This window comes from Robiginitalea biformata HTCC2501 (genome assembly GCF_000024125.1).
Lineage (GTDB): Bacteria > Bacteroidota > Bacteroidia > Flavobacteriales > Flavobacteriaceae > Robiginitalea > Robiginitalea biformata.
Window position 1 is genome coordinate 2,039,185 of record NC_013222.1, and the last position, 19,148, is coordinate 2,058,332.

19 protein-coding genes are annotated in these 19,148 nt (G+C 55.7%); 13 read left to right on the plus strand and 6 right to left on the minus strand.

What is annotated here, in order from left to right; genetic code table 11:
- Positions 1-38: 38 nt before the first annotated feature.
- Complete coding sequence (locus RB2501_RS09140; RefSeq protein ID WP_015754507.1) at positions 39-845, plus strand: M48 family metallopeptidase; 807 nt, start codon at positions 39-41, stop codon at positions 843-845.
- Between the two features lie 99 nt (positions 846-944).
- Positions 945-2,267: an MFS transporter gene (locus tag RB2501_RS09145; protein WP_015754508.1), complete on the plus strand. Its 1,323-nt coding sequence runs from the start codon at positions 945-947 to the stop codon at positions 2,265-2,267.
- A gap of 65 nt (positions 2,268-2,332) precedes the next feature.
- On the opposite strand, the gene RB2501_RS09150 is transcribed toward RB2501_RS09145, so the two are convergent.
- Genes RB2501_RS09150 through RB2501_RS09170 form a run of 5 tightly spaced genes read right to left on the minus strand, consistent with a single transcriptional unit; the run spans position 2,333 to position 6,103 of the window.
- Complete coding sequence (locus RB2501_RS09150) at positions 2,333-3,067, minus strand: head GIN domain-containing protein (protein WP_049764854.1); 735 nt, start codon at positions 3,065-3,067, stop codon at positions 2,333-2,335.
- Between the two features lie 59 nt (positions 3,068-3,126).
- Positions 3,127-3,861, minus strand: a complete 735-nt coding sequence (locus RB2501_RS09155) for a head GIN domain-containing protein (RefSeq protein WP_015754510.1) — start codon at positions 3,859-3,861, stop codon at positions 3,127-3,129.
- Between the two features lie 55 nt (positions 3,862-3,916).
- Complete coding sequence (locus RB2501_RS09160; protein ID WP_015754511.1) at positions 3,917-5,008, minus strand: DUF4097 family beta strand repeat-containing protein; 1,092 nt, start codon at positions 5,006-5,008, stop codon at positions 3,917-3,919.
- Positions 4,989-5,546, minus strand: coding sequence for a hypothetical protein (locus RB2501_RS09165; RefSeq protein WP_015754512.1), 558 nt, complete (start codon positions 5,544-5,546; stop codon positions 4,989-4,991). The genes RB2501_RS09160 and RB2501_RS09165 overlap by 20 nt, the downstream gene beginning before the upstream one ends.
- The gene (locus RB2501_RS09170; RefSeq protein WP_041327146.1) at positions 5,543-6,103 is read right to left on the minus strand and encodes an RNA polymerase sigma factor; all 561 of its coding nucleotides are present in this window, start codon (positions 6,101-6,103) and stop codon (positions 5,543-5,545) included. The genes RB2501_RS09165 and RB2501_RS09170 overlap by 4 nt, the downstream gene beginning before the upstream one ends.
- Positions 6,104-6,320: 217 nt before the next feature.
- On the opposite strand from RB2501_RS09170, the gene lon reads away from it, so the two are divergent.
- Together lon and cmk are read left to right on the plus strand one after the other, a co-directional pair.
- Positions 6,321-8,771, plus strand: coding sequence for an endopeptidase La (gene lon, locus RB2501_RS09175; RefSeq protein WP_041327147.1), 2,451 nt, complete (start codon positions 6,321-6,323; stop codon positions 8,769-8,771).
- A complete protein-coding gene (gene cmk, locus RB2501_RS09180; RefSeq protein ID WP_015754515.1) occupies positions 8,771-9,472 on the plus strand; it encodes a (d)CMP kinase in 702 nt (233 codons plus the stop codon). The genes lon and cmk overlap by 1 nt, the downstream gene beginning before the upstream one ends.
- A gap of 30 nt (positions 9,473-9,502) precedes the next feature.
- On the opposite strand, the gene RB2501_RS09185 is transcribed toward cmk, so the two are convergent.
- A complete protein-coding gene (locus RB2501_RS09185; RefSeq protein WP_015754516.1) occupies positions 9,503-9,883 on the minus strand; it encodes a LysM peptidoglycan-binding domain-containing protein in 381 nt (126 codons plus the stop codon).
- 262 nt (positions 9,884-10,145) lie between these two features.
- Here RB2501_RS09185 and rpsA point away from each other — a divergent pair, with 262 nt between their 5' ends.
- The 9 genes from rpsA (at position 10,146) to RB2501_RS09230 (ending at position 19,146) form a co-directional block, all read left to right on the plus strand.
- A complete protein-coding gene (gene rpsA, locus RB2501_RS09190; protein ID WP_015754517.1) occupies positions 10,146-11,993 on the plus strand; it encodes a 30S ribosomal protein S1 in 1,848 nt (615 codons plus the stop codon).
- Between the two features lie 176 nt (positions 11,994-12,169).
- The gene (gene pyrR, locus RB2501_RS09195; RefSeq protein WP_015754518.1) at positions 12,170-12,715 is read left to right on the plus strand and encodes a bifunctional pyr operon transcriptional regulator/uracil phosphoribosyltransferase PyrR; all 546 of its coding nucleotides are present in this window, start codon (positions 12,170-12,172) and stop codon (positions 12,713-12,715) included.
- Complete coding sequence (locus RB2501_RS09200) at positions 12,712-13,638, plus strand: aspartate carbamoyltransferase catalytic subunit (protein ID WP_041327148.1); 927 nt, start codon at positions 12,712-12,714, stop codon at positions 13,636-13,638. Before pyrR ends, RB2501_RS09200 begins: the two co-directional genes overlap by 4 nt.
- Before the next feature lie 7 nt (positions 13,639-13,645).
- On the plus strand, positions 13,646-13,978 hold the full coding sequence (locus RB2501_RS09205; protein ID WP_015754520.1) for a hypothetical protein: 333 nt from the start codon (positions 13,646-13,648) through the stop codon (positions 13,976-13,978).
- A 17-nt stretch (positions 13,979-13,995) separates the two neighbouring features.
- Positions 13,996-14,916 carry a ribonuclease Z gene (locus tag RB2501_RS09210; protein ID WP_015754521.1) on the plus strand — a complete coding sequence of 307 codons (921 nt, stop codon included), beginning with the start codon at positions 13,996-13,998 and terminating at the stop codon, positions 14,914-14,916.
- A gap of 73 nt (positions 14,917-14,989) precedes the next feature.
- Positions 14,990-15,637, plus strand: coding sequence for a pyridoxamine 5'-phosphate oxidase (gene pdxH, locus RB2501_RS09215; RefSeq protein WP_015754522.1), 648 nt, complete (start codon positions 14,990-14,992; stop codon positions 15,635-15,637).
- 10 nt (positions 15,638-15,647) lie between these two features.
- Entirely contained in the window at positions 15,648-16,133 is a 486-nt protein-coding gene (locus RB2501_RS09220; protein ID WP_015754523.1) for a SixA phosphatase family protein, read from the plus strand.
- 6 nt (positions 16,134-16,139) lie between these two features.
- A complete protein-coding gene (ppk1, locus tag RB2501_RS09225) occupies positions 16,140-18,224 on the plus strand; it encodes a polyphosphate kinase 1 (protein WP_015754524.1) in 2,085 nt (694 codons plus the stop codon).
- A complete protein-coding gene (locus RB2501_RS09230) occupies positions 18,211-19,146 on the plus strand; it encodes a Ppx/GppA phosphatase family protein (protein ID WP_015754525.1) in 936 nt (311 codons plus the stop codon). Before ppk1 ends, RB2501_RS09230 begins: the two co-directional genes overlap by 14 nt.
- Positions 19,147-19,148 lie beyond the last annotated feature (2 nt).

Here is a 19,148-nt window from a genome sequence, read left to right on the forward strand (position 1 = left end):
TCGTAATTTACCCGGTGCACGAATTCAAATTTCCTCATATGAAAAAGGCCTTGCTGGCATGTGTGTTATTCCTTTCGGTAGCCGCGTGCAAAACGAATCCGTTTACCGGAAAAAACACCCTGAACTTCTACCCGAACAGTCAGATATTCCCCATGGCTTTTGCCCAGTACGACCAGTTTCTGGAAGAGAACAACGTTGTAGAAACCGGGGCGGAGGCCAATATGATAACCGCCGTTGGGCAGCGTATTGCCAATGCGGCAGAGCGATGGCTTACCGCCAACGGATACCCGGGCTACCTGAAAGATTACCGTTGGGAATACAACCTGGTCAAAGACGAAACAGTCAATGCCTGGTGCATGCCCGGGGGTAAAATTGTCTTCTATACGGGCATCCTGCCGATCTGCCAGGGAGAAACCGGAGTGGCGGTGGTCATGGGCCATGAAGTGGCGCATGCCCTTGCCGACCACGGGGCACAGCGTATGAGTGCCGGGATGCTGCAACAAATCGGGGCTGTTGGCGTGGCCGTGGCCGTGGACGACCCGGAAAAGCGGAATGCCTATATGCAGGCCTATGGCCTGGGAACCACGGTTGGGGGCATGTTGCCGTTCAGCCGGAGCCACGAAACGGAAGCAGACCGGATCGGACTGCAGATAATGGCGATTGCCGGATACAACCCGGATGAAGCAGCCGAACTCTGGAAGCGGATGAAGGCCCAGGGTGGGCAAGCCCCCCCGGAATTCCTCAGTACGCACCCGTCCAATGAAACCCGGATCGACAACCTGACCGAGTGGGCGCCCCTGGCCAAGGAGGAGGCCCGCAAATTCGGGGTGACCAGTTTTAAGTAATAACTTCGGGGAGGTCTCGCGCACAATTTGGCCGGTCGGGGACCAGAGCGCCTAATTATTGTATATTGAAAGCCATTCGGGGAACTGGATGGTTTTTTTATGGGGAAAGCATTTGCAAACAAAGGCAGCCGCCGGCTGCTCAATGCCTGGGCCTTCTACGACTGGGCGAATTCGGTGTACAGCCTGACGGTCGTCTCGGCCGTATTCCCGCTCTACCTGGGGGCGATTTTCCGGTTGGCCGAAGTGGAACAGGTGACCGTATTTGGGGTGACCCTGGGGCGCACCCCGCTGATCAGCTATACCACCGCAGCCGCTTTTGTAGTCATCGCCCTGATCACACCCTTGCTCTCCGGAATTGCCGATTACCTGGGGAATAAGCGGTTCTTCATGAAATTTTTCTGCTACCTGGGCGGCATCTCATGTATTGGACTCTACTGGTTTACCCTGGATACGCTCCTGGTAGGGCTTGTATTTTATTTCCTGGGCGTTATCGGTTTCTGGGTGAGCTTTGCCATGAACAATTCCTACCTGCCGGACATTGCCTTCCCGGAACAACAGGACCGCCTGAGCGCCAAGGGGTTTTCCCTGGGCTACATCGGCAGTGTGATCCTGTTGTTGGTGAACCTGGCCATGGTACTTTCCCCGGATACCTTCGGGATTGTCGATACAGCCCGGGAACCCGCCGAGATCCTGGCGATGAAGTACTCATTTGTCAGTGTGGGTGTGTGGTGGATCCTGTTCAGCCAGTATACGTTCTACCACCTGCCAAAGGGGTATCGGCGGGAGGGGGAGCGCACCCGTATTATTTTCAACGGATTCCGGGAGTTGCAGGGCGTCTGGCGCCAGTTGCGGGACCTGCCGGTGCTCAAACGGTATCTGGGCGCCTTTTTCGTCTACAGTATGGCGGTGCAAACAGTCATGTTGATCGCAGCGTATTTCGGAGAAGAGGAAATAGCCTGGGGGACGGATTCCGAGCGCACCACCGGGCTGATTGTCAGTATCCTGGTGATCCAGTTGGTGGCAGTGGCCGGTGCCACGCTTACTGCCAGGGCCTCAAAGGCCTTCGGCAATATTCCCACCCTGGGGGTGATCAATGCCCTCTGGGTCGTAATCTGTATCTACGCCTACTTTGTCAGGCAACCGATGGAGTTCTATATCGCCGCAGGGTGCGTTGGGTTGGTTATGGGCGGCATCCAGGCACTTTCCCGGTCTACCTATTCGAAGCTGATGCCGGAGACCACAGACACGACTTCATTTTTCTCGTTTTACGATGTGGCGGAGAAAATCGGCATCGTTATCGGGATGTCCATCTTCGCACTGGTAGCCCAGATGAACAACAGCATGCGGCCGGCTGCGCTGATGCTCGGTGTTTTCTTTCTCCTGGGGATTTTCCTGCTATTGCGGGTCCGCGTTAAAAAGTAGCCCCGGAAAGGCACGGGGCGCTTTCCGGGGCGGATTGACTGTGACGTCCATTGATTGAAAACCCGTTACTCCTTCACGACATCTCCGGACCCCGAGGTTTTGGAATCCACATGGGCCGGGTTGCCCCGGTAATGGATGTCGCCCGATCCGGAAACCCGCGCCGTAAGGGATTCGCGCACCGTCACCCGGACATCTGCCGATCCGGATACCACCGCCTCCACTTCCCGGGCATCCAGGTCATAGGCCCGGACATCCCCGGACCCCGAAACCCGTATTTCAACAGCTCCTGCCGTTCCGCTCAGGACAATGTCCCCGGACCCGGAGAGGGAGGCATCCAGGTTTTCGGCTTCCACCTCCAGGGAGATATCCCCGCTACCGGACATGGTGGTCCGGAAATGTCCGGCGGCCAGCCGGGTCTTGCCGACAATATCCCCGGAACCCGAAAGGGAAACCTCCCCGATCGATTCGACGGGGACCGTAATCCGGATCCCGCCATTCCTCCAGGAGGAGGGTTGCAGGTTGTATCCTTTCTCCGTTTTGATTTTCAGGGTGCCGTCGCGGTCTACCTCCGTTTCGAGGTGTTCCAGGAGGTTCTCCTCTCCTTCCAGGGTAATGGTGCCCTCTGCACCCGATACGAGTTCAACGTCGAACCAGCCGGAGAGGGAGACCCCCTCGTAACTGCCTACATCCCGGGTTTCCGTGACGGTATTCCCATTTCCTTTGATTTTTTTACCCCATTGCCCGCTGAGGTTGCAGGCGGCCAACAGGCAGCAGATACCGAACAATAATGTGTTTTTCACGATGATAGTTGTTTAAATAATATTTGTTAATGATAATGGGCGCTATGCCCGCCCGGGCTTCAGCCTTTGCGGATATGCCCGGCACCGCTGGCCTTGCTCTCCAGGCGGGGCGGGTCTCCTTTGTACGAGAGCCCCCCGGCACCGGATACGCGGGCTTTCAGGGATTCTTTGGCCGTAACGTCCGCATCGCTGGATCCCGAAAGTCTTGCATCCACATGGCGGGCCGTCAGTCCGTATGCATCCAGGTCGGAAGCGCCGGCTCCTTCAATCTCCAGCGTTTCCGCGGAGCCCTGCAACCTGAGTTCCGATGCGCCGGAGAGTTGGACGCGGAGGAAATCTGCCGCGATATCCAATTCGGCATCGGCGGCGCCGGAGATATTGATCTCGAAACGTTCTGCGGTCAGCGCGGATTCCCCGATCAGGTCACTGGCCCCGCTGGCCGAAACCTCGTTGACGGACTCTACCGGGACCCAGATCCGGATCCCCTCCTTGCGGAATTCCCGGCTGGGCTGGAGTTGCACGCCCCGTTCCACCCGGATTTTTAACTCGCCCCCTGAAACGTCCGTGTGGATGTACTCCATGAGGTTTTCTTCGGCCTCGATACGGATTGTGCCTTCCGCCCCGGAAACGAGGTACACGGTAAAGATGTGCGATACGGTAATGGCATCATAGGTGCCAACCTCCCGGGTTTCCGTTTGCCGGCTCCCGTTTCCCTTAATTTTTTTGCCCCACTGCCCGTTGAGATTGCAGGCGGTCAGCAGGCAAAATATCCCGATGATCCATGTGTTTTTCATTGTAGCCGATCTAGATTGATTCTGGTTATTGGTAGCCAAACGGCGCTCTTTGTTACTAATTCCGGGTAAACGTAATGCTCCCGTAGTCGCTGGTAATATTTACCATGTTCCCGCTGCCGCTGCTGCCGTGGTACCCCTGGTAAAACCGGCTGCTGTTCTTTTCCCGGCTCACATTGACGGTGAAATCTTCCTTGCCACTCACCCCGGCGTATTCCGTGCTGATTTCGAAATCGAAATGGTAGTCCGGGTCGTACCCGATCTTGATACCCGTATAATCGGTGCGGATGCTGACGTTCCCGGCATCTTCGGCCAACCGGCCGATGCGGATGGAGCCGTAATCTGCGGAAATGTCCACATGGCCGTGCAGGGTGCCCAGCTTCACGTTGATATAGTCACCGTTTCCCTTTACATTTTTCGCTTCACCAACTTCCAGGTTGCCGTAATCGCTGGCGTAGGTGAGGTTTTCCATCGATTCTACCATGGCGTCTGTATAATCCGCCGCAATATCCAGGTTCCCCGCTTTTTCAATGACAAAGCCGGAGTAATCCGCCCGGATTTTACCGGAGTTGATATAGCCGATCCGGGATTTGGAGGTGTAATCGAAATTCAGGTCGTTGTTCCTGCCCCGCAGCTCCCCGAGATCCAGCCGGCCGTAGTCGCATGAAATCCGTGTGTGGCCGTCTACCCGGTCCAGGCTGATATTGCCGTAGTCGTTACTCAGGTTCACCGAGTTCTTAACCGGTAGTTTTACCGTGTAGTTGATCTGCATGTTCACATTGTTGTTGTTGCCCCACCAGCCCCAGGAACTTTCTTTCTGGAACTTTGTCCGGGCCGAGACCATGGAGGCGCTCGCCTCGAATTCCACATCGATGTCGTCGAGCTTTTTCTGGACTTTCTCTTCATTGTTGCCATTGGTGGTGATATGCACCTCGATGACCACGCGGTTCTCGTTCCAGGAGGTAAGTACCAGGTTGCCGTAGCTGTTAGCGATCTTCAGCAGGGCATCTGCATTGACCTGGTATTCCTTTTTGATGGTCTTTTCCTTGGTGTGCCTCCCCTTGAGTACCGGGTCATTCGCACGTGCCGTACCCGCGATCGCAATCACGGCAAGTATAAGGGGGATCAGTTTAAAGGGTATTTGTCTCATCATTCGCATTTTTGAATTGTTTGATTTGTTCTATTTGCTGCATCACCTCCTGGAGGAGGTCGATGCGGGTCTGAAAATTATTGATCATGGCACTGAGGATCAGTTTGCTGTTCCCGCCGCTTACCAGGTCGGATTCCAGCTTTCCGTAATCTGCCTCCAGTTGGCCGAGCTGGCGGAGCGCATCGTCGATCAGCGGCCGGGTTTCCGGGCTGCTGAGGGCTTCCAGTTCACCCACCTGCTGCCGGACCAGGTTGGCAAAATAGTAGGAGGTTCGGGAGGCTTCCGGCGATATTTCAGCCACCTGCTCTTCCATGCTGGCGTCCGGCCGGAACAGGAAAACCGAGGCTGTGATCAGTAAGGCAAACGATGCCGCCAGGGCCAGTGGCCCCCAGAGGTTCTGCCTGCGTGTCTTTGGGGCTGCCGGTTCTCCCAGCCGTTGTTTGAATCGCTCCCGGTGGCCTTCCGATGGTTCCATGTGGTCCATGGCGCCGCGGAGTTCCCCGAACAGCGATTCCAATGTGTTGTCTTTCTCTTTCATACGCTTGGTGTTATGGATAGCATCTGACGGAGCCGTTCCTTGGCCCTTGAGATGGTCGTGCGGCAATTGCCGTAACTCATATCCATGATTTCACAGATCTCCTTGTAATCATAACCTTCGATCAAGTGTAAGGTCAAAGAAATTCTGTAGCTGTCTTTTAGCTGCTTCATGGTTTCCAGGACTTTTTGAGCCAGTTGTTCCGTACTCCCGGAATCAGCATCAGCTTCATCCTTGTCTTCGACCTTGTACATGACACTTTCCAACGCCACTTCCCGGTTTTTCTGCTGTTTCCGGTAGTGGTAGATACTGTTGTTGATCACAATGCGCTTCAGCCAGGCCCCGAAGGTCACTTCACCTTTATAGGTGTGCAGCTTCGTAAACGCACTCAGAAAGGATTCCTGCATGATATCCTCGGCCTCTGCGGCATCCTTTACGATCCGGACCGCCGTGTTGTACATGGCGCGGTAGTACCGGTCGTAAATTTTCATCTGTGCGTGATGGTCGCCCTGCAGGCACGCTTGCAACAAAACATCAGTATGTTCCGTTAGTTGGCTCAAAAAGTTGTTCTTTGTCTTATAGATGATTCAATTTACGGATTGTTACAGTTGCGCCACCCAATTTAGCCGCCTTGGCATGGGAATTGTCCCACCCTAGTGATAAAAGCGCCTATAAAATGCGATACGCTCCTGAAATACAGCGCGTTTCGTATTTTACAACGGGCTGTGAAAATGAATGAATCTGTCTCCAGGTGACAGAATGACCGAAAATCGACGCATGTCTGAATCAAAGTTTATATCTCTTGACAAACTGTCGCTCCAGGACCTCGACCAGGATTCTGAGCTGATCCCGCTCCTGACCCCGGAGGACGAACAGGAAATGCACAACGAGGAACTTCCGGAAACCCTTCCGATCCTGCCATTGCGCAATACGGTGCTGTTCCCGGGGGTTGTGATCCCCATCACCGCCGGCCGGGATACCTCCATCAACCTGATCCGGGACGCCAACCAGGGCTCCAAGGTGATCGGGGTGGTGGCCCAGAAAGACGAGGAGGTGGAAAACCCCGGGATTGCCGATATACATACCCTCGGAACCGTGGCCCGCATCCTGCGGGTCCTGCAGATGCCCGATGGGAACACCACGGTAATCATCCAGGGAAAGAAGCGTTTCCGGGTAGCCGAGGTGCTCACCGAGAAGCCCTATCTCACGGCAACCGTCCGGGAAACACGGGAGAAGCGACCCGCACCGGACGACGTGGAATTTTCCACCATCATCGACTCCATCAAAGAGCTCGCACTGCAGATCATCCGGGACAACCCGAATATCCCCAGTGAGGCTTCTTTCGCGATTAAGAATATCCAGAGCGATTCCTTTCTGATCAACTTTGTTTCGTCCAACCTGAACCTGGAAGTGCGCGAAAAGCAGGAGCTCCTGGAGATATCGGATCTGCAGCAGCGGGCACTGGCCACCCTGAAGCACCTGAATACGGAATTCCAGAAACTGGAACTCCGGAACGAACTCCAGTCCAAGGTCCGCAGCGATATGGACCAGCAACAGCGGGAATACTTCCTGCACCAGCAGATGAAAACCATCCAGGAGGAACTCGGGGGGCTGTCGTACGACGAGGAGATCGAGGAGATGGAGGCCCGTGCCAAGAAAAAGAAATGGTCCGATGCCGTGGGCGAGCATTTCGGGAAGGAACTGGCCAAGCTGCAGCGGATGAACCCGCAGGTAGCCGAATACTCCATCCAACGGAATTACCTGGACCTGCTGCTGGACCTTCCCTGGGGGGAGTATTCCAAAGACCGGTTCGACCTGAAACGGGCCGAAAAAATATTGGATCGGGACCACTACGGGCTGGAGGACGTGAAGCGCCGGATAGTGGAATACCTGGCAGTCCTCAAATTGAGGAATGACATGAAATCGCCCATCCTCTGTCTGTACGGCCCCCCGGGGGTTGGGAAAACCTCCCTGGGAAAATCCGTCGCCGAGGCTTTGGGGAGGGAATACGTCCGGATGTCCCTGGGCGGGCTGAGGGACGAGGCCGAAATCCGCGGACACCGGAAAACCTACATTGGCGCCATGCCCGGCCGGATTATCCAGAACCTGAAAAAGGCCGGCACATCCAACCCGGTATTTATCCTGGACGAGATCGACAAGCTTTCAAGCAGCGCCCAGGGCGACCCGTCCTCCGCGATGCTCGAGGTCCTGGATCCCGAACAGAATAGCGAATTCTACGACAATTTCCTGGAGATGGGATACGACCTGTCCAAAGTGATGTTTATCGCCACAGCCAACAACCTGGGGACCATCCAGCCGGCCCTCCGGGACCGGATGGAGATTATCAATGTCACCGGATACACCATTGAGGAGAAGGTGGAGATCGCCAAACGCCACCTGCTGCCCAAACAGCTCAAAGAGCACGGGCTGGCCTCCAAAGACCTGAAAATAGGGAAGAAGCAGCTCGAGAAAATCGTGGAGGGGTACACCCGGGAATCCGGGGTGCGGGGCCTGGAAAAACAGATCGCCAAAATGGTGCGCTACGCGGCACGGCACATCGCCACCGATGAAGACTATACCGTTAAAGTCACAAACGCGGTGGTGGAGGAGGTGCTTGGCGCCCCCCGAATGGAACGCGACAAATATGAAAACAACGAAGTGGCCGGGGTGGTTACCGGCCTGGCGTGGACCAGCGTGGGCGGGGATATCCTCTTTATTGAATCCATATTGTCCAGGGGCAAGGGAGCCCTGAACATCACCGGGAACCTGGGGAAAGTGATGAAGGAGTCCGCCACCATTGCCCTGGAATTCATCAAGTCGAATGCGGAGGCCTTTGGCATCGACCCGGAGGTTTTCGGCAGGTACAACGTGCACATCCACGTGCCGGAAGGCGCTACGCCCAAGGACGGCCCGAGCGCCGGAATCGCCATGCTCACCTCCCTGGTGAGCCTGTTCAGCCAGCGCAAGGTTAAAAAGAGCATTGCGATGACCGGGGAAATTACCCTGCGGGGCAAGGTGTTGCCCGTGGGCGGGATCAAGGAGAAAATCCTGGCAGCCAAACGCGCCCGGATCAAGGAGGTGATCCTGTGCGAGGAAAACCGGCGCGACATTGCCGAAATCAAGGAGGATTATCTGAAAGGACTTACCTTCCACTACGTGACTGAAATGAGGGAAGTGATCGAAATCGCCGTCACCAACCGGAAGGTGAAAGGGGCTAAAACGCTGTGATGAAAAAAATCTCCATCGCCATCGACGGGTATTCGTCTACCGGCAAAAGCACCCTGGCCCGGCAACTCGCCCGGGAATTGGGATATATCTATATCGACACCGGCGCCATGTACCGGGCCGTAACCCTTTTCGCCCTCCGGGAAGGCCTGATCGGGGAGGAGCCCGACGAGCCGGCCCTTGAAAAGCGGCTTGCTGCATTGGAGATCGGTTTTGAGCGCAACGATGAAACCGGCCGGTCTGAGGTTACCCTGGAAGGAAAGAATGTGGAGGGGGAGATTCGCAACCTGGATGTATCCCGCTACGTGAGCCAGATTGCAGCCCTGGGGGCTGTACGAGAAAAGCTGGTTGCCCAGCAACAGGCCATGGCAGCCCAGGGGGGCGTGGTTATGGACGGGCGGGATATCGGTACGGTGGTGCTGCCAGAGGCCGATCTGAAAATCTTTATGACAGCAAGCCCGGAAATTCGCGCCAACAGGCGCTACAAGGAACTGTTGGACCGTGGCGAGCAGGTGCGCTATGAGGAGGTGCTTCAGAATGTCCGCGACCGGGATTACATCGATTCAAACCGGGAAATCTCCCCCTTGCGCAAGGCGGCAGACGCCATTGAGTTCGACAACAGCGATATGGGCATGGAAGAGCAATTCGAGCGCATCCACGCCCATGCCTTGCGGGTTATCGACAAAAAAAAAGGCGCTTCCTGAGAAGCACCCTGTAATTCCATTTATGCCCGGTCAGGGGGTTGGGATCACCAGTACCTGGTCCGGGTGGATGATGTCCGGGTTGTTCAGGATATTCCGGTTGGCCTCAAATATCTGTTTGTATTTCATCGGGTCGCCGTAGTAGTGCTTGGCAATTTTGCTCAGGGATTCCCCGCTTTTGACCACATGGCGGTGGTAGACGGAGGCATCCTCAACCTTGATGTTCGCCTTGACATCGCCCGGTTTTTCACCCCCGATTTCCTTGATCTTGTCCCAGAGCAGGTTTTTCTCGTACTGGGTACGGGTAGTGCCCTTGATTTTCAGCACCCCGTCCTCTTCGCTGACGTCCCCGTCTTTAACGCCCAATTGCAGCCCCAGGTCCAGGACGGGCTGATACTTTGATTTTACACTCATAATACGCGATTTTCTATTGAAATTTATCGAAAGACAAGATACAAAAACAGGGCGTACAGCGGGGGCTTTCGGGAGAAAATAACCCTCCCATTTTTCCGGGGGCGTGAAAAAGCTTGGTAATAAGCGGTATTCGTTGTATTTTTGCACACCTTTTCCAGCGCGTATTCAGGAGTGGAAAAGGCGAAGAATCAATTGTTAAGAACTACTTCCGGGGCAGGTGCCAGCTCCTGACGGGCCCTGGGATACAAACGAAAATCAGCAAATGGCTGAAGAAAACAAAAAGGAAGAAGCAGTGGAAACTGCTGAAACCCAGGTGCAGGAAGCTCCTGCCAAACAAGAAGCTCCTGCCAAACAAGAAGATCCCCAGGAATTCCTCGAAAATTTCGACTGGGATAAGTACGAAGAGGGAATTGAGCGGGTCGAGGACGAGAAGCTCGCGGAGTTTGAGCAACTCGTCAAGGAAAACTTTGTAGATACCGCCGACGAGGAAGTGGTGAAAGGGACCATCACCCACATCACGGATCGGGAGGCGATCATCGATATCAACGCGAAATCCGAGGGGGTAATCTCCCTGAACGAGTTTCGCTACAACCCGGACCTGCAGGTAGGCGACACCGTGGATGTGCTGATCGATATCCGGGAAGACAAGAACGGCCAGCTCGTGCTGTCACACCGGAAGGCGCGCACCATCAAGGCGTGGGAAAATGTCAACGAAGCCCACGATAAGGAAGAGGTAGTTACCGGTTACGTAAAATGCCGTACCAAGGGAGGTATGATTGTGGATGTCTTTGGCATCGAGGCCTTCCTGCCCGGTTCGCAGATCGACGTAAAACCCATCCGGGATTACGACCAGTATGTCGGCAAGACCATGGAATTCAAAGTGGTCAAGATCAACCAGGAATTCAAAAACGTCGTGGTTTCCCACAAGGCGCTCATCGAGGCAGATATCGAGGAGCAGAAGAAGGAGATCATCAGCCAGCTCGAAAAGGGCCAGGTACTGGAAGGTGTGGTGAAAAACATCACCTCCTACGGGGTGTTTATCGACCTGGGCGGCGTAGACGGCCTGGTTCACATTACGGATTTGTCATGGAGCCGGATCAACCACCCGAACGAAGTGGTAGACCTGGACCAGAAGCTCAATGTGGTTATCCTGGATTTCGACGACAACAAGTCCCGGATCCAGCTGGGTATCAAGCAGCTTGAAAAGCACCCGTGGGATGCCCTGGGCGACGAGATCAAGATTGGCGATAAGGTAAAAGGAAAGGTAGTGGTCATTGCCGATTACGGAGCTTTCCTGGAAGTGGCAGAAGGAGTGGAAGGACTGATCCACGTATCCGAAATGTCCTGGTCCACCCACCTGCGCAGTGCTCAGGATTTCGTGAATGTCGGAGACGAACTGGAAGCCGTGGTGCTGACCCTGGATCGGGAAGACCGCAAGATGTCCCTGGGACTCAAGCAACTCACCCCGGACCCGTGGACGGATATCACCAGCAAGTACCCGGTTGGTTCCCGCCACAAGGGAATTGTCCGCAACTACACGAATTTTGGCGTATTTGTGGAACTGGAAGAAGGTATCGACGGCCTGATCTATATTTCCGACCTGTCCTGGACCAAGAAAATCAAGCACCCGTCTGAGTTTGTCAGCGTCGGGGACGAGATGGAGGTAGAGGTACTGGAACTGGATGTGGACGGCCGCAAGCTGAGCCTCGGCCACAAACAAACCCAGGAAAACCCCTGGGACAAGTACGAGGATGAGTTCGGCGAGGGGACAACCCACAAAGCCGCTATCACGGAGATCGTGGACAAGGGAGCTATCATCGAGTTCAACGAGGATATCACCGCCTTTGTGCCCCAGCGGCATATGGAGAAAGAAGACGGCAAAAAACTCCAGCGGGGTGAAGAAGCCGAATTCAAGATCATCGAGTTCAACAAGGACTACAAGCGCGTGGTTGCCAGCCACACGGCAATTTTCAAGGAGGAAGAGCAGCGCAACGTGCGTGCGGCCCGCCGGAAATCTGCCCAGGCTGACGAGAACAAGCCCACCCTGGGAGATGCCAACGAGCAGCTGCAGGCCCTTAAGGACAAGATGGAAGGAAAAGGCAAGAAATAACAGGCCGGTTTCTCCAAGAGGATAGAAAACCCCGGGTTTCCCCGGGGTTTTTTTATGTCCGCCGGGCCCGGGACGGCAACCCCCGGAAACCGCCTCGCCGACTGCACTACAAACCCCGCCCGCATATTGGGGAGAAATGCCTATTTTTGTCCCTGAAACGATCGAGCCGGCCCGGTATGAGTCAAAAAGTGCTGCTTTCCTCCCAAGAGATCCACATCATCCTGCACCGGCTTGCCTGTCAACTGTTGGAACGCCATTTGGATTTCAGCGACAGCGTCCTGATCGGGTTGCAGCCCCGCGGTACCTTCCTGGCCAAACGGCTTCTGAAATTGCTGGAGACGGATTACAAAGTCACGGGGATCCCGTTCGGGTTGCTCGATATCACCTTTTACCGGGACGATTTCCGCCGGGGCGACAAGACTCTGGCAGCCAGCAGTACGCAAATCGATTTTCTGGTGGAAGGCAAGCGCGTGGTTTTAATCGACGACGTACTGTTTACCGGGCGCAGCATCCGCGCGGCCCTGACGGCTATCCAGTCGTTTGGCCGGCCGGGCGAAGTGGAATTACTCACCCTGATCGACCGGCGATTCAGCCGTCACCTGCCTATTCAGCCCGATTACCGGGGACGCCAGGTGGACGCCATTGGAGGGGAACGCGTAAAGGTCTGCTGGGAGGAAAATGCCGGGGAAGACGCCGTATATCTAATCAGTGATGACGCATGAGTGAGCTAAGTGTACGCCATTTGCTGGGGATCAAGTACCTGAGCCGGGAAGACCTCGACCTGATTTTTGAAACTGCCGACCATTTCAAGGAGGTCCTCAGCCGCTCCATCAAAAAGGTGCCTTCCCTGCGGGACATCACCATCGCGAATATCTTTTTTGAAAACAGCACCCGGACAAAGCTCTCCTTTGAGCTGGCCGAAAAACGGCTTTCGGCGGACGTTATCAACTTTTCGGCAGCCCAGTCTTCCGTGCGGAAAGGGGAAACCCTGATCGATACGGTAAACAACATCCTGTCCATGAAGGTGGACATGGTGGTGATGCGGCACCCGAACCCGGGGGCCGGTATTTTTCTCTCCAGGCACGTAAATGCCTCGATTATCAATGCGGGCGACGGCGCCCACGAACATCCCACCCAGGCCCTGCTGGACTCCTATTCCATTCGGGAGAAGCTCGGGGAGGTGGCCGGAAAAAAAGTGGTTATTGTGGGAGACATCCTCCATTCCCGGGTGGCTCTGTCCAATATTTTTGCCCTGCAACTGCAGGGGGCCGAAGTCCAGGTTTGCGGCCCCAGGACGCTGATCCCCAAGTATGTTGAATCCCTGGGCGTCCGGGTGGAACCCAACCTGCGCAAGGCACTGGAATGGTGCGATGTGGCCAACATGCTTCGCATACAGAACGAGCGGATGGACATGAGTTATTTTCCGTCTACCCGGGAGTATACCCGCCAATACGGTATCGATAAGAAATTGCTCGACAGCCTCGGCAAGGAAATCGTGATCATGCACCCGGGCCCGATCAACCGCGGGGTGGAGATCACCAGCGATGTTGCCGATTCCAGCCAGTCCATCATCCTCAACCAGGTAGAGAATGGGGTGGCCATTCGGATGGCTGTGATTTATTTATTAGCTTCAAGGATCAAATAAGCCGCACATGCTATTCGATACCGACGGGAATATCACCATTGTCCTGCAGGAAAAGGTTTCCCTGCAGACTTTTTTGAAAAACCTCCGGGAAGCCTACCCGAGGTTTAAAAACAACCACCTGATTGTCAACCTGTTTTCACTGGGAAAACTCACCACCGACGATGTCCTGGAATTCCTGGAGATCTCCAACGAGCACCGCGGGGCAGGCAAATCCTTTGTCCTGGTATCCGATGCGCTGTCCTACAACGACCTGCCCGATGAGATCTGTGCGGTCCCGACCCTCCAGGAGGCGCGGGACATGATCGAAATGGAGGAAATCGAACGGGACCTGGACCTTTGAGCGGGAATCCACAATCCATGAAGCTCCGCGTCATTGGCTGTTATGCGGCCACGCCCCGCTACCAAACCCACCCGAGTGCGCAAGTGCTCGAAACCGGCGGCCACCTGTTGCTGATCGATTGCGGGGAGGGCACCCAGATGGAGCTCCGACGCTACCGGATCCGATTGGCGCGCATCGACCATATATTTATCTCCCACCTCCACGGGGACCACTTTTTCGGCCTGCCGGGTCTTATTGCCACCTTCCAGCTACTGGGCCGGGAGCGCCCGCTCCACATCTATGGGCCCAAAGGCATCCGGGAGGCGATTTCGCTCCTGCTGAGGGTTGGGGAAACCCGCACGCGCTTTGCGCTTGAATTCCGGGAGCTGACTTCCACGCAGCCCGAAACTATCCTGGCCAACGAGAAACTGGAGGTTTCCACCTTGCCGCTGAACCACCGTATTTACGCCAACGGCTTTTTGATTCAAAGGAAGCCTGGCATGCGGAAACTACGGGCCGGGGTAGCCGAATCGCTGGGGGTGGACAAGGCCTATTACCGGAAGATTAAGCAAGGGGCCGATGGGGTAGCCGCCGACGGCCGTACGATCCCCAACCACCGGCTTACCGAGCCCCCGCCCCCTGCTGCGAGTTATGCCTACTGCAGTGATACCGCGTATAAGCCGGAACTGGCCGCGTGGATCCGCGGGGTGGATACGCTCTACCACGAATCCACTTTTTTGGAGACCGAAGCCCGGTTGGCGGCGGAAACCGGCCATTCCACGGCATTACAGGCCGCCCGGATAGCCCGGGACGCCGGGGTGGGCCGTTTGATCCTGGGGCATTATTCCACCCGCTATCGGGATTTGGAGGCCTTTCGGCAGGAAGCCCTGGGCCAATTTCCGAACGTGGAACTTGCCGAGGATGGGAAGGCGTTTGAATGGAGCGCCGGCCAGGATTAAAGCGGTTTACGGGGACCGTCTGCGCCCCGGTTTTATCCAAGTTTGATTATATTGGTATCCCAGAACACTTCCCATGGAAAAAGACCTAGGTGCCTACCGGAAATCCTATGAAAAAAAGCAGTTGGACGAGTCCGGGGTACCGGACCGCCCCCTGGATCTTTTCGGGCAGTGGTTCCGGGATGCGGAGGCCGCTGCCGGGGGTGAGGAACCCAATGCGATGACGCTAGCCACCGTCGGGCCGGACGGATATCCCAGGAGCCGGGTGGTCTTGCTGAAGAAATTCAGTGAAGAAGGTTTTGTGTTCTATACGAATTACGAAAGTGAAAAGGGCCGGGCCATCGCAGCCGATCCCCGGGTATGCCTTTCATTTTTCTGGCCCTACACCGAGCGGCAGGTCATTGTAAAGGGCCGGGCCGAGAAGGTTTCCGCTGCCGAGTCGGATGCGTACTTCCAATCGCGGCCACTGGGCAGCAGGTTGGGGGCGGTGATTTCCGACCAAAGCCGGGTTGTCCCGTCCCGGGAGTATCTGGAAGAACGTCTGCTAAAGGCCGAAAAAGAGCTTGGCGGGGGGGAGATTCCCAGGCCGGAACAATGGGGGGGCTACCTGGTCCGCGCCGAATCGGTGGAATTCTGGCAGGGACGCGAAAACCGGTTGCACGACCGGCTGCTGTACCGTATGAATGACCGGGGAGGCTGGAAAATCGAACGCCTGGCGCCTTAAAGAGAAACACATGAAAGAACTGATACTCATTCGTCACGGTAAATCCTCCTGGGATTACGACGTGGCCGATAAAGACCGCCCACTGAAGGAACGCGGGATTCAGGACGGGCACCTGGTTGCCCGGAAAGTCAAACCGGATTTTCCCCGCCCGGATGCCGTATTTTCAAGCCCGGCAAACCGGGCCCTGCACACCTGCATGATCCTGATGCGGGGCCTGGACCTGCCTTTTGAGTTACTCACGGTTACCGATGCTTTGTACGACTTTTCCGGGTCCTCGGTTGCCGGCTTCGTAGCGGGGCTCGACAACCGGTTGCAACGGGTACTGCTATTTGGTCACAATCACGCTTTTACCCACCTTGCAAATACCTGGGGCGACCAGTCCATCGACAACGTCCCGACCACCGGCCTGGTCCACTTGCGGTTCGGGGAATCCCGGTGGGAAGAAGTCGCAACGGGGAAGACACTGTACACGGTTTTCCCGAAACACCTCAAATAATTCTGCATGAATAAACAATATATCAACCGCGAAATCAGCTGGCTCCGATTCAATGAACGCGTCCTCCAGGAAAGTGAGGACCCGGGGGTTCCGCTAATCGAGCGGCTGCGCTTTCTGGGTATCTTCTCCAACAACCTGGATGAATTCTTCAAGGTCCGGTACGCTACCGTCAAACGGATCGTTCAGGCCGGTAAATCCGGGAAAAGTGTCCTGGGGGGCGAAAAGGCCAAGGACCTGCTGGAGGAAATCACCCAGATCGTGATCCGGCAGCAGGAGAAGAGTATCCGGATTCTCCACGAAATTGAACAGCAGCTGGAGGCCGAGAACATTTTTATGATCACCGAGACGGAGATCCAGGAACACCAGGAAGCATTCCTGCGCAACTATTTCATCCAGAACGTCAGTCCCGTACTGATGACGATTATCCTGGACGAGCACACGGATTTTCCCATTTTGAAGGATACCGCTGCCTACCTCGCCGTTAAAATGGCCCTGCTCGACACGGATGCAGATTCCAAGAAAAACGGGGATTACCGTTATGCACTTATCGAAATACCCAAGGGGATCAACCGGTTTATCGAGCTGCCGCGCGAGGGCGACAAGAACTACATCATCCTCCTGGACGACCTGATCCGCTATTCGCTCCGGAGCATTTTCAATATGTTTTCCTATGAGGATATTTCGGCCCACATGATCAAGATTACCCGGGACGCGGAACTGGATATCGACAATGACCTGAGCAAGAGCTTTATCGAAAAAATTTCCGCCAGCGTCGATAACCGCCGCCTCAGCGACCCGGTGCGCTTTGTCTACGACCGGGCTATTGAAGAGGATACGCTCAACTTCCTGAAGGAGCGCATGGGTATTGAGGATACGGACAGTGTAATCCCCGGCGGCCGCTACCATAACCGCCGCGACTATATGGGGTTCCCGAGCCTGGGCCGCCATGACCTTACGTACGACAAGATCAAGCCGTTGCCGGTGGTTGGCCTCAGTATGGAGGGCAGCCTTTTTGAACGTATTGCCCAGAAGGATTACCTCCAGTACGCCCCGTACCACACGTTCACCTATGTGATCAAATTCCTCCGGGAAGCTGCACTGGATCCGAAAGTGCGCAGTATCAAGATTACCATCTACCGCCTGGCCGACCACTCCCAGGTGACCTCCTCCCTGATCAACGCGGTCAAGAACGGCAAGCAGGTGACTGTACAGATTGAGCTGCGGGCCCGGTTTGACGAACGGGCGAATATCGAGTACGCCGAACAGTTGCAGGAAGAAGGGGTGAAGCTCATATTTGGCGTGCCCGGTCTGAAAGTCCACAGCAAAATCTGCGTGATCGACCGGGAGGAAGGAGATACCATTAAGCGGTACGGTTTTGTAAGCACCGGGAATTTCAATGAATCCACGGCGCGTATTTACACGGATTACACGTTGTTTACGGCCCATGAACCCATCCTGAAGGAACTCAACAAGGTATTCGACTTTTTCGAAACCACCTACCGGATCGAAAAGTACAAGCACCTGATCGTCTCCCCGCATTACACCCGCAGCCGCTTTAAAAAGCTCATCAAGCAGGAAATCGCCAATGCCCGGGCTGGAAAGGAGGCCTATATCAAGATCAAGATGAACAGCTTCACCTCTTACGACATGGTCGACCTGCTCTACAAGGCGTCCGAGGCGGGGGTTAAGATCCAGCTGATTGTCCGGGGAGTCTGCTGCCTGATTCCCGGAATTCCCGGGATGAGCAGCAATATCGAGGCGATCAGCATCGTGGATAAATTCCTGGAGCACCCGCGCCTGTTTATATTTGGAAATGACGGGGACCCCAGGGTGTATATTTCCTCGGCCGACTGGATGACCCGGAACCTGGACAACCGGGTGGAAGTAGGCTGCCCGATCTACCAGGAAGATATCCGGCAGGAGCTTATCGAAACCTTCGAAATTTGCTGGCGCGATAATGTGAAAGCCCGGGTTTTTGACGCCGAGCAATCCAATACCTACCGACAGGATAACCGACCGCCTTTCCGTTCTCAGTTTGAGATGTATAACTTCTACCAACGCAAACTGGAAGAGGCCCGTGGAGATTCGTAAACTCGCCGCAATCGACATCGGTTCGAATGCCATCCGCCTGCTGGTACAAAATGTCATTGAGGCCGCCGACCGGCCGGTTCAGTTCAACAAGAGCGCGCTGATCCGCGTCCCCGTGCGACTCGGGGAGGACAGTTTCCGCCTGGGCCGCATCTCAGAGGCAAATGCCGGGCGTATCCGGGATACCCTGAAGGCATTCTCCCTGCTGATGCGCGTAAGCGGGGTAGAGCGCTACAGGGCCTGCGCCACTTCGGCCATGCGGGAGGCGACCAACGGGAAGGATATCCTGGAAAAGGCCCGGCTGGAAACCGGGATGGCGGTGGAATTGATCGACGGACAGCGCGAAGCAGCCATTATCGCTGCCACGGATATCAGCAGGTTGATCCGGCAGGAAGGCACCTACCTCTACATCGATGTGGGCGGGGGCAGTACGGAGTACACGGTATTTTCGGATGGCCAGGCGGTGGCGTCCCGGTCCTTCCGCATCGGCACCGTTCGCCTGCTGGGGGATTCGGTCACCGCGGCCGACTGGCAGGATGTCGAAACCTGGATTCGCGAACAGGTGCGGCGCTTTCCCAGGGTGGAAATTATCGGATCCGGGGGGAATATCAACAAGCTGCACAAGATGTCCGGAAGGAAGCAGGGCGAACCCCTGTCGCAGATCTGGCTCAATGCCCATTTCCACTTTCTCAACAGCATGACCTACGAGGAGCGCATCTCGGAACTCGGCCTGAACCCGGACCGGGCGGACGTGATTATCCCGGCCACCCGCATCTTTTTGATGTCTGCCAAATGGAGCCGCGCCAAACGAATCCACGTACCCCAGATTGGCCTGGCCGACGGGATTATCAGGACCATGTACCATAGCAAAAGCAAGCCGGAATCCGGGTATGCCGTTCCCGGAGGGGAGGGGTTCGATTCCTAATT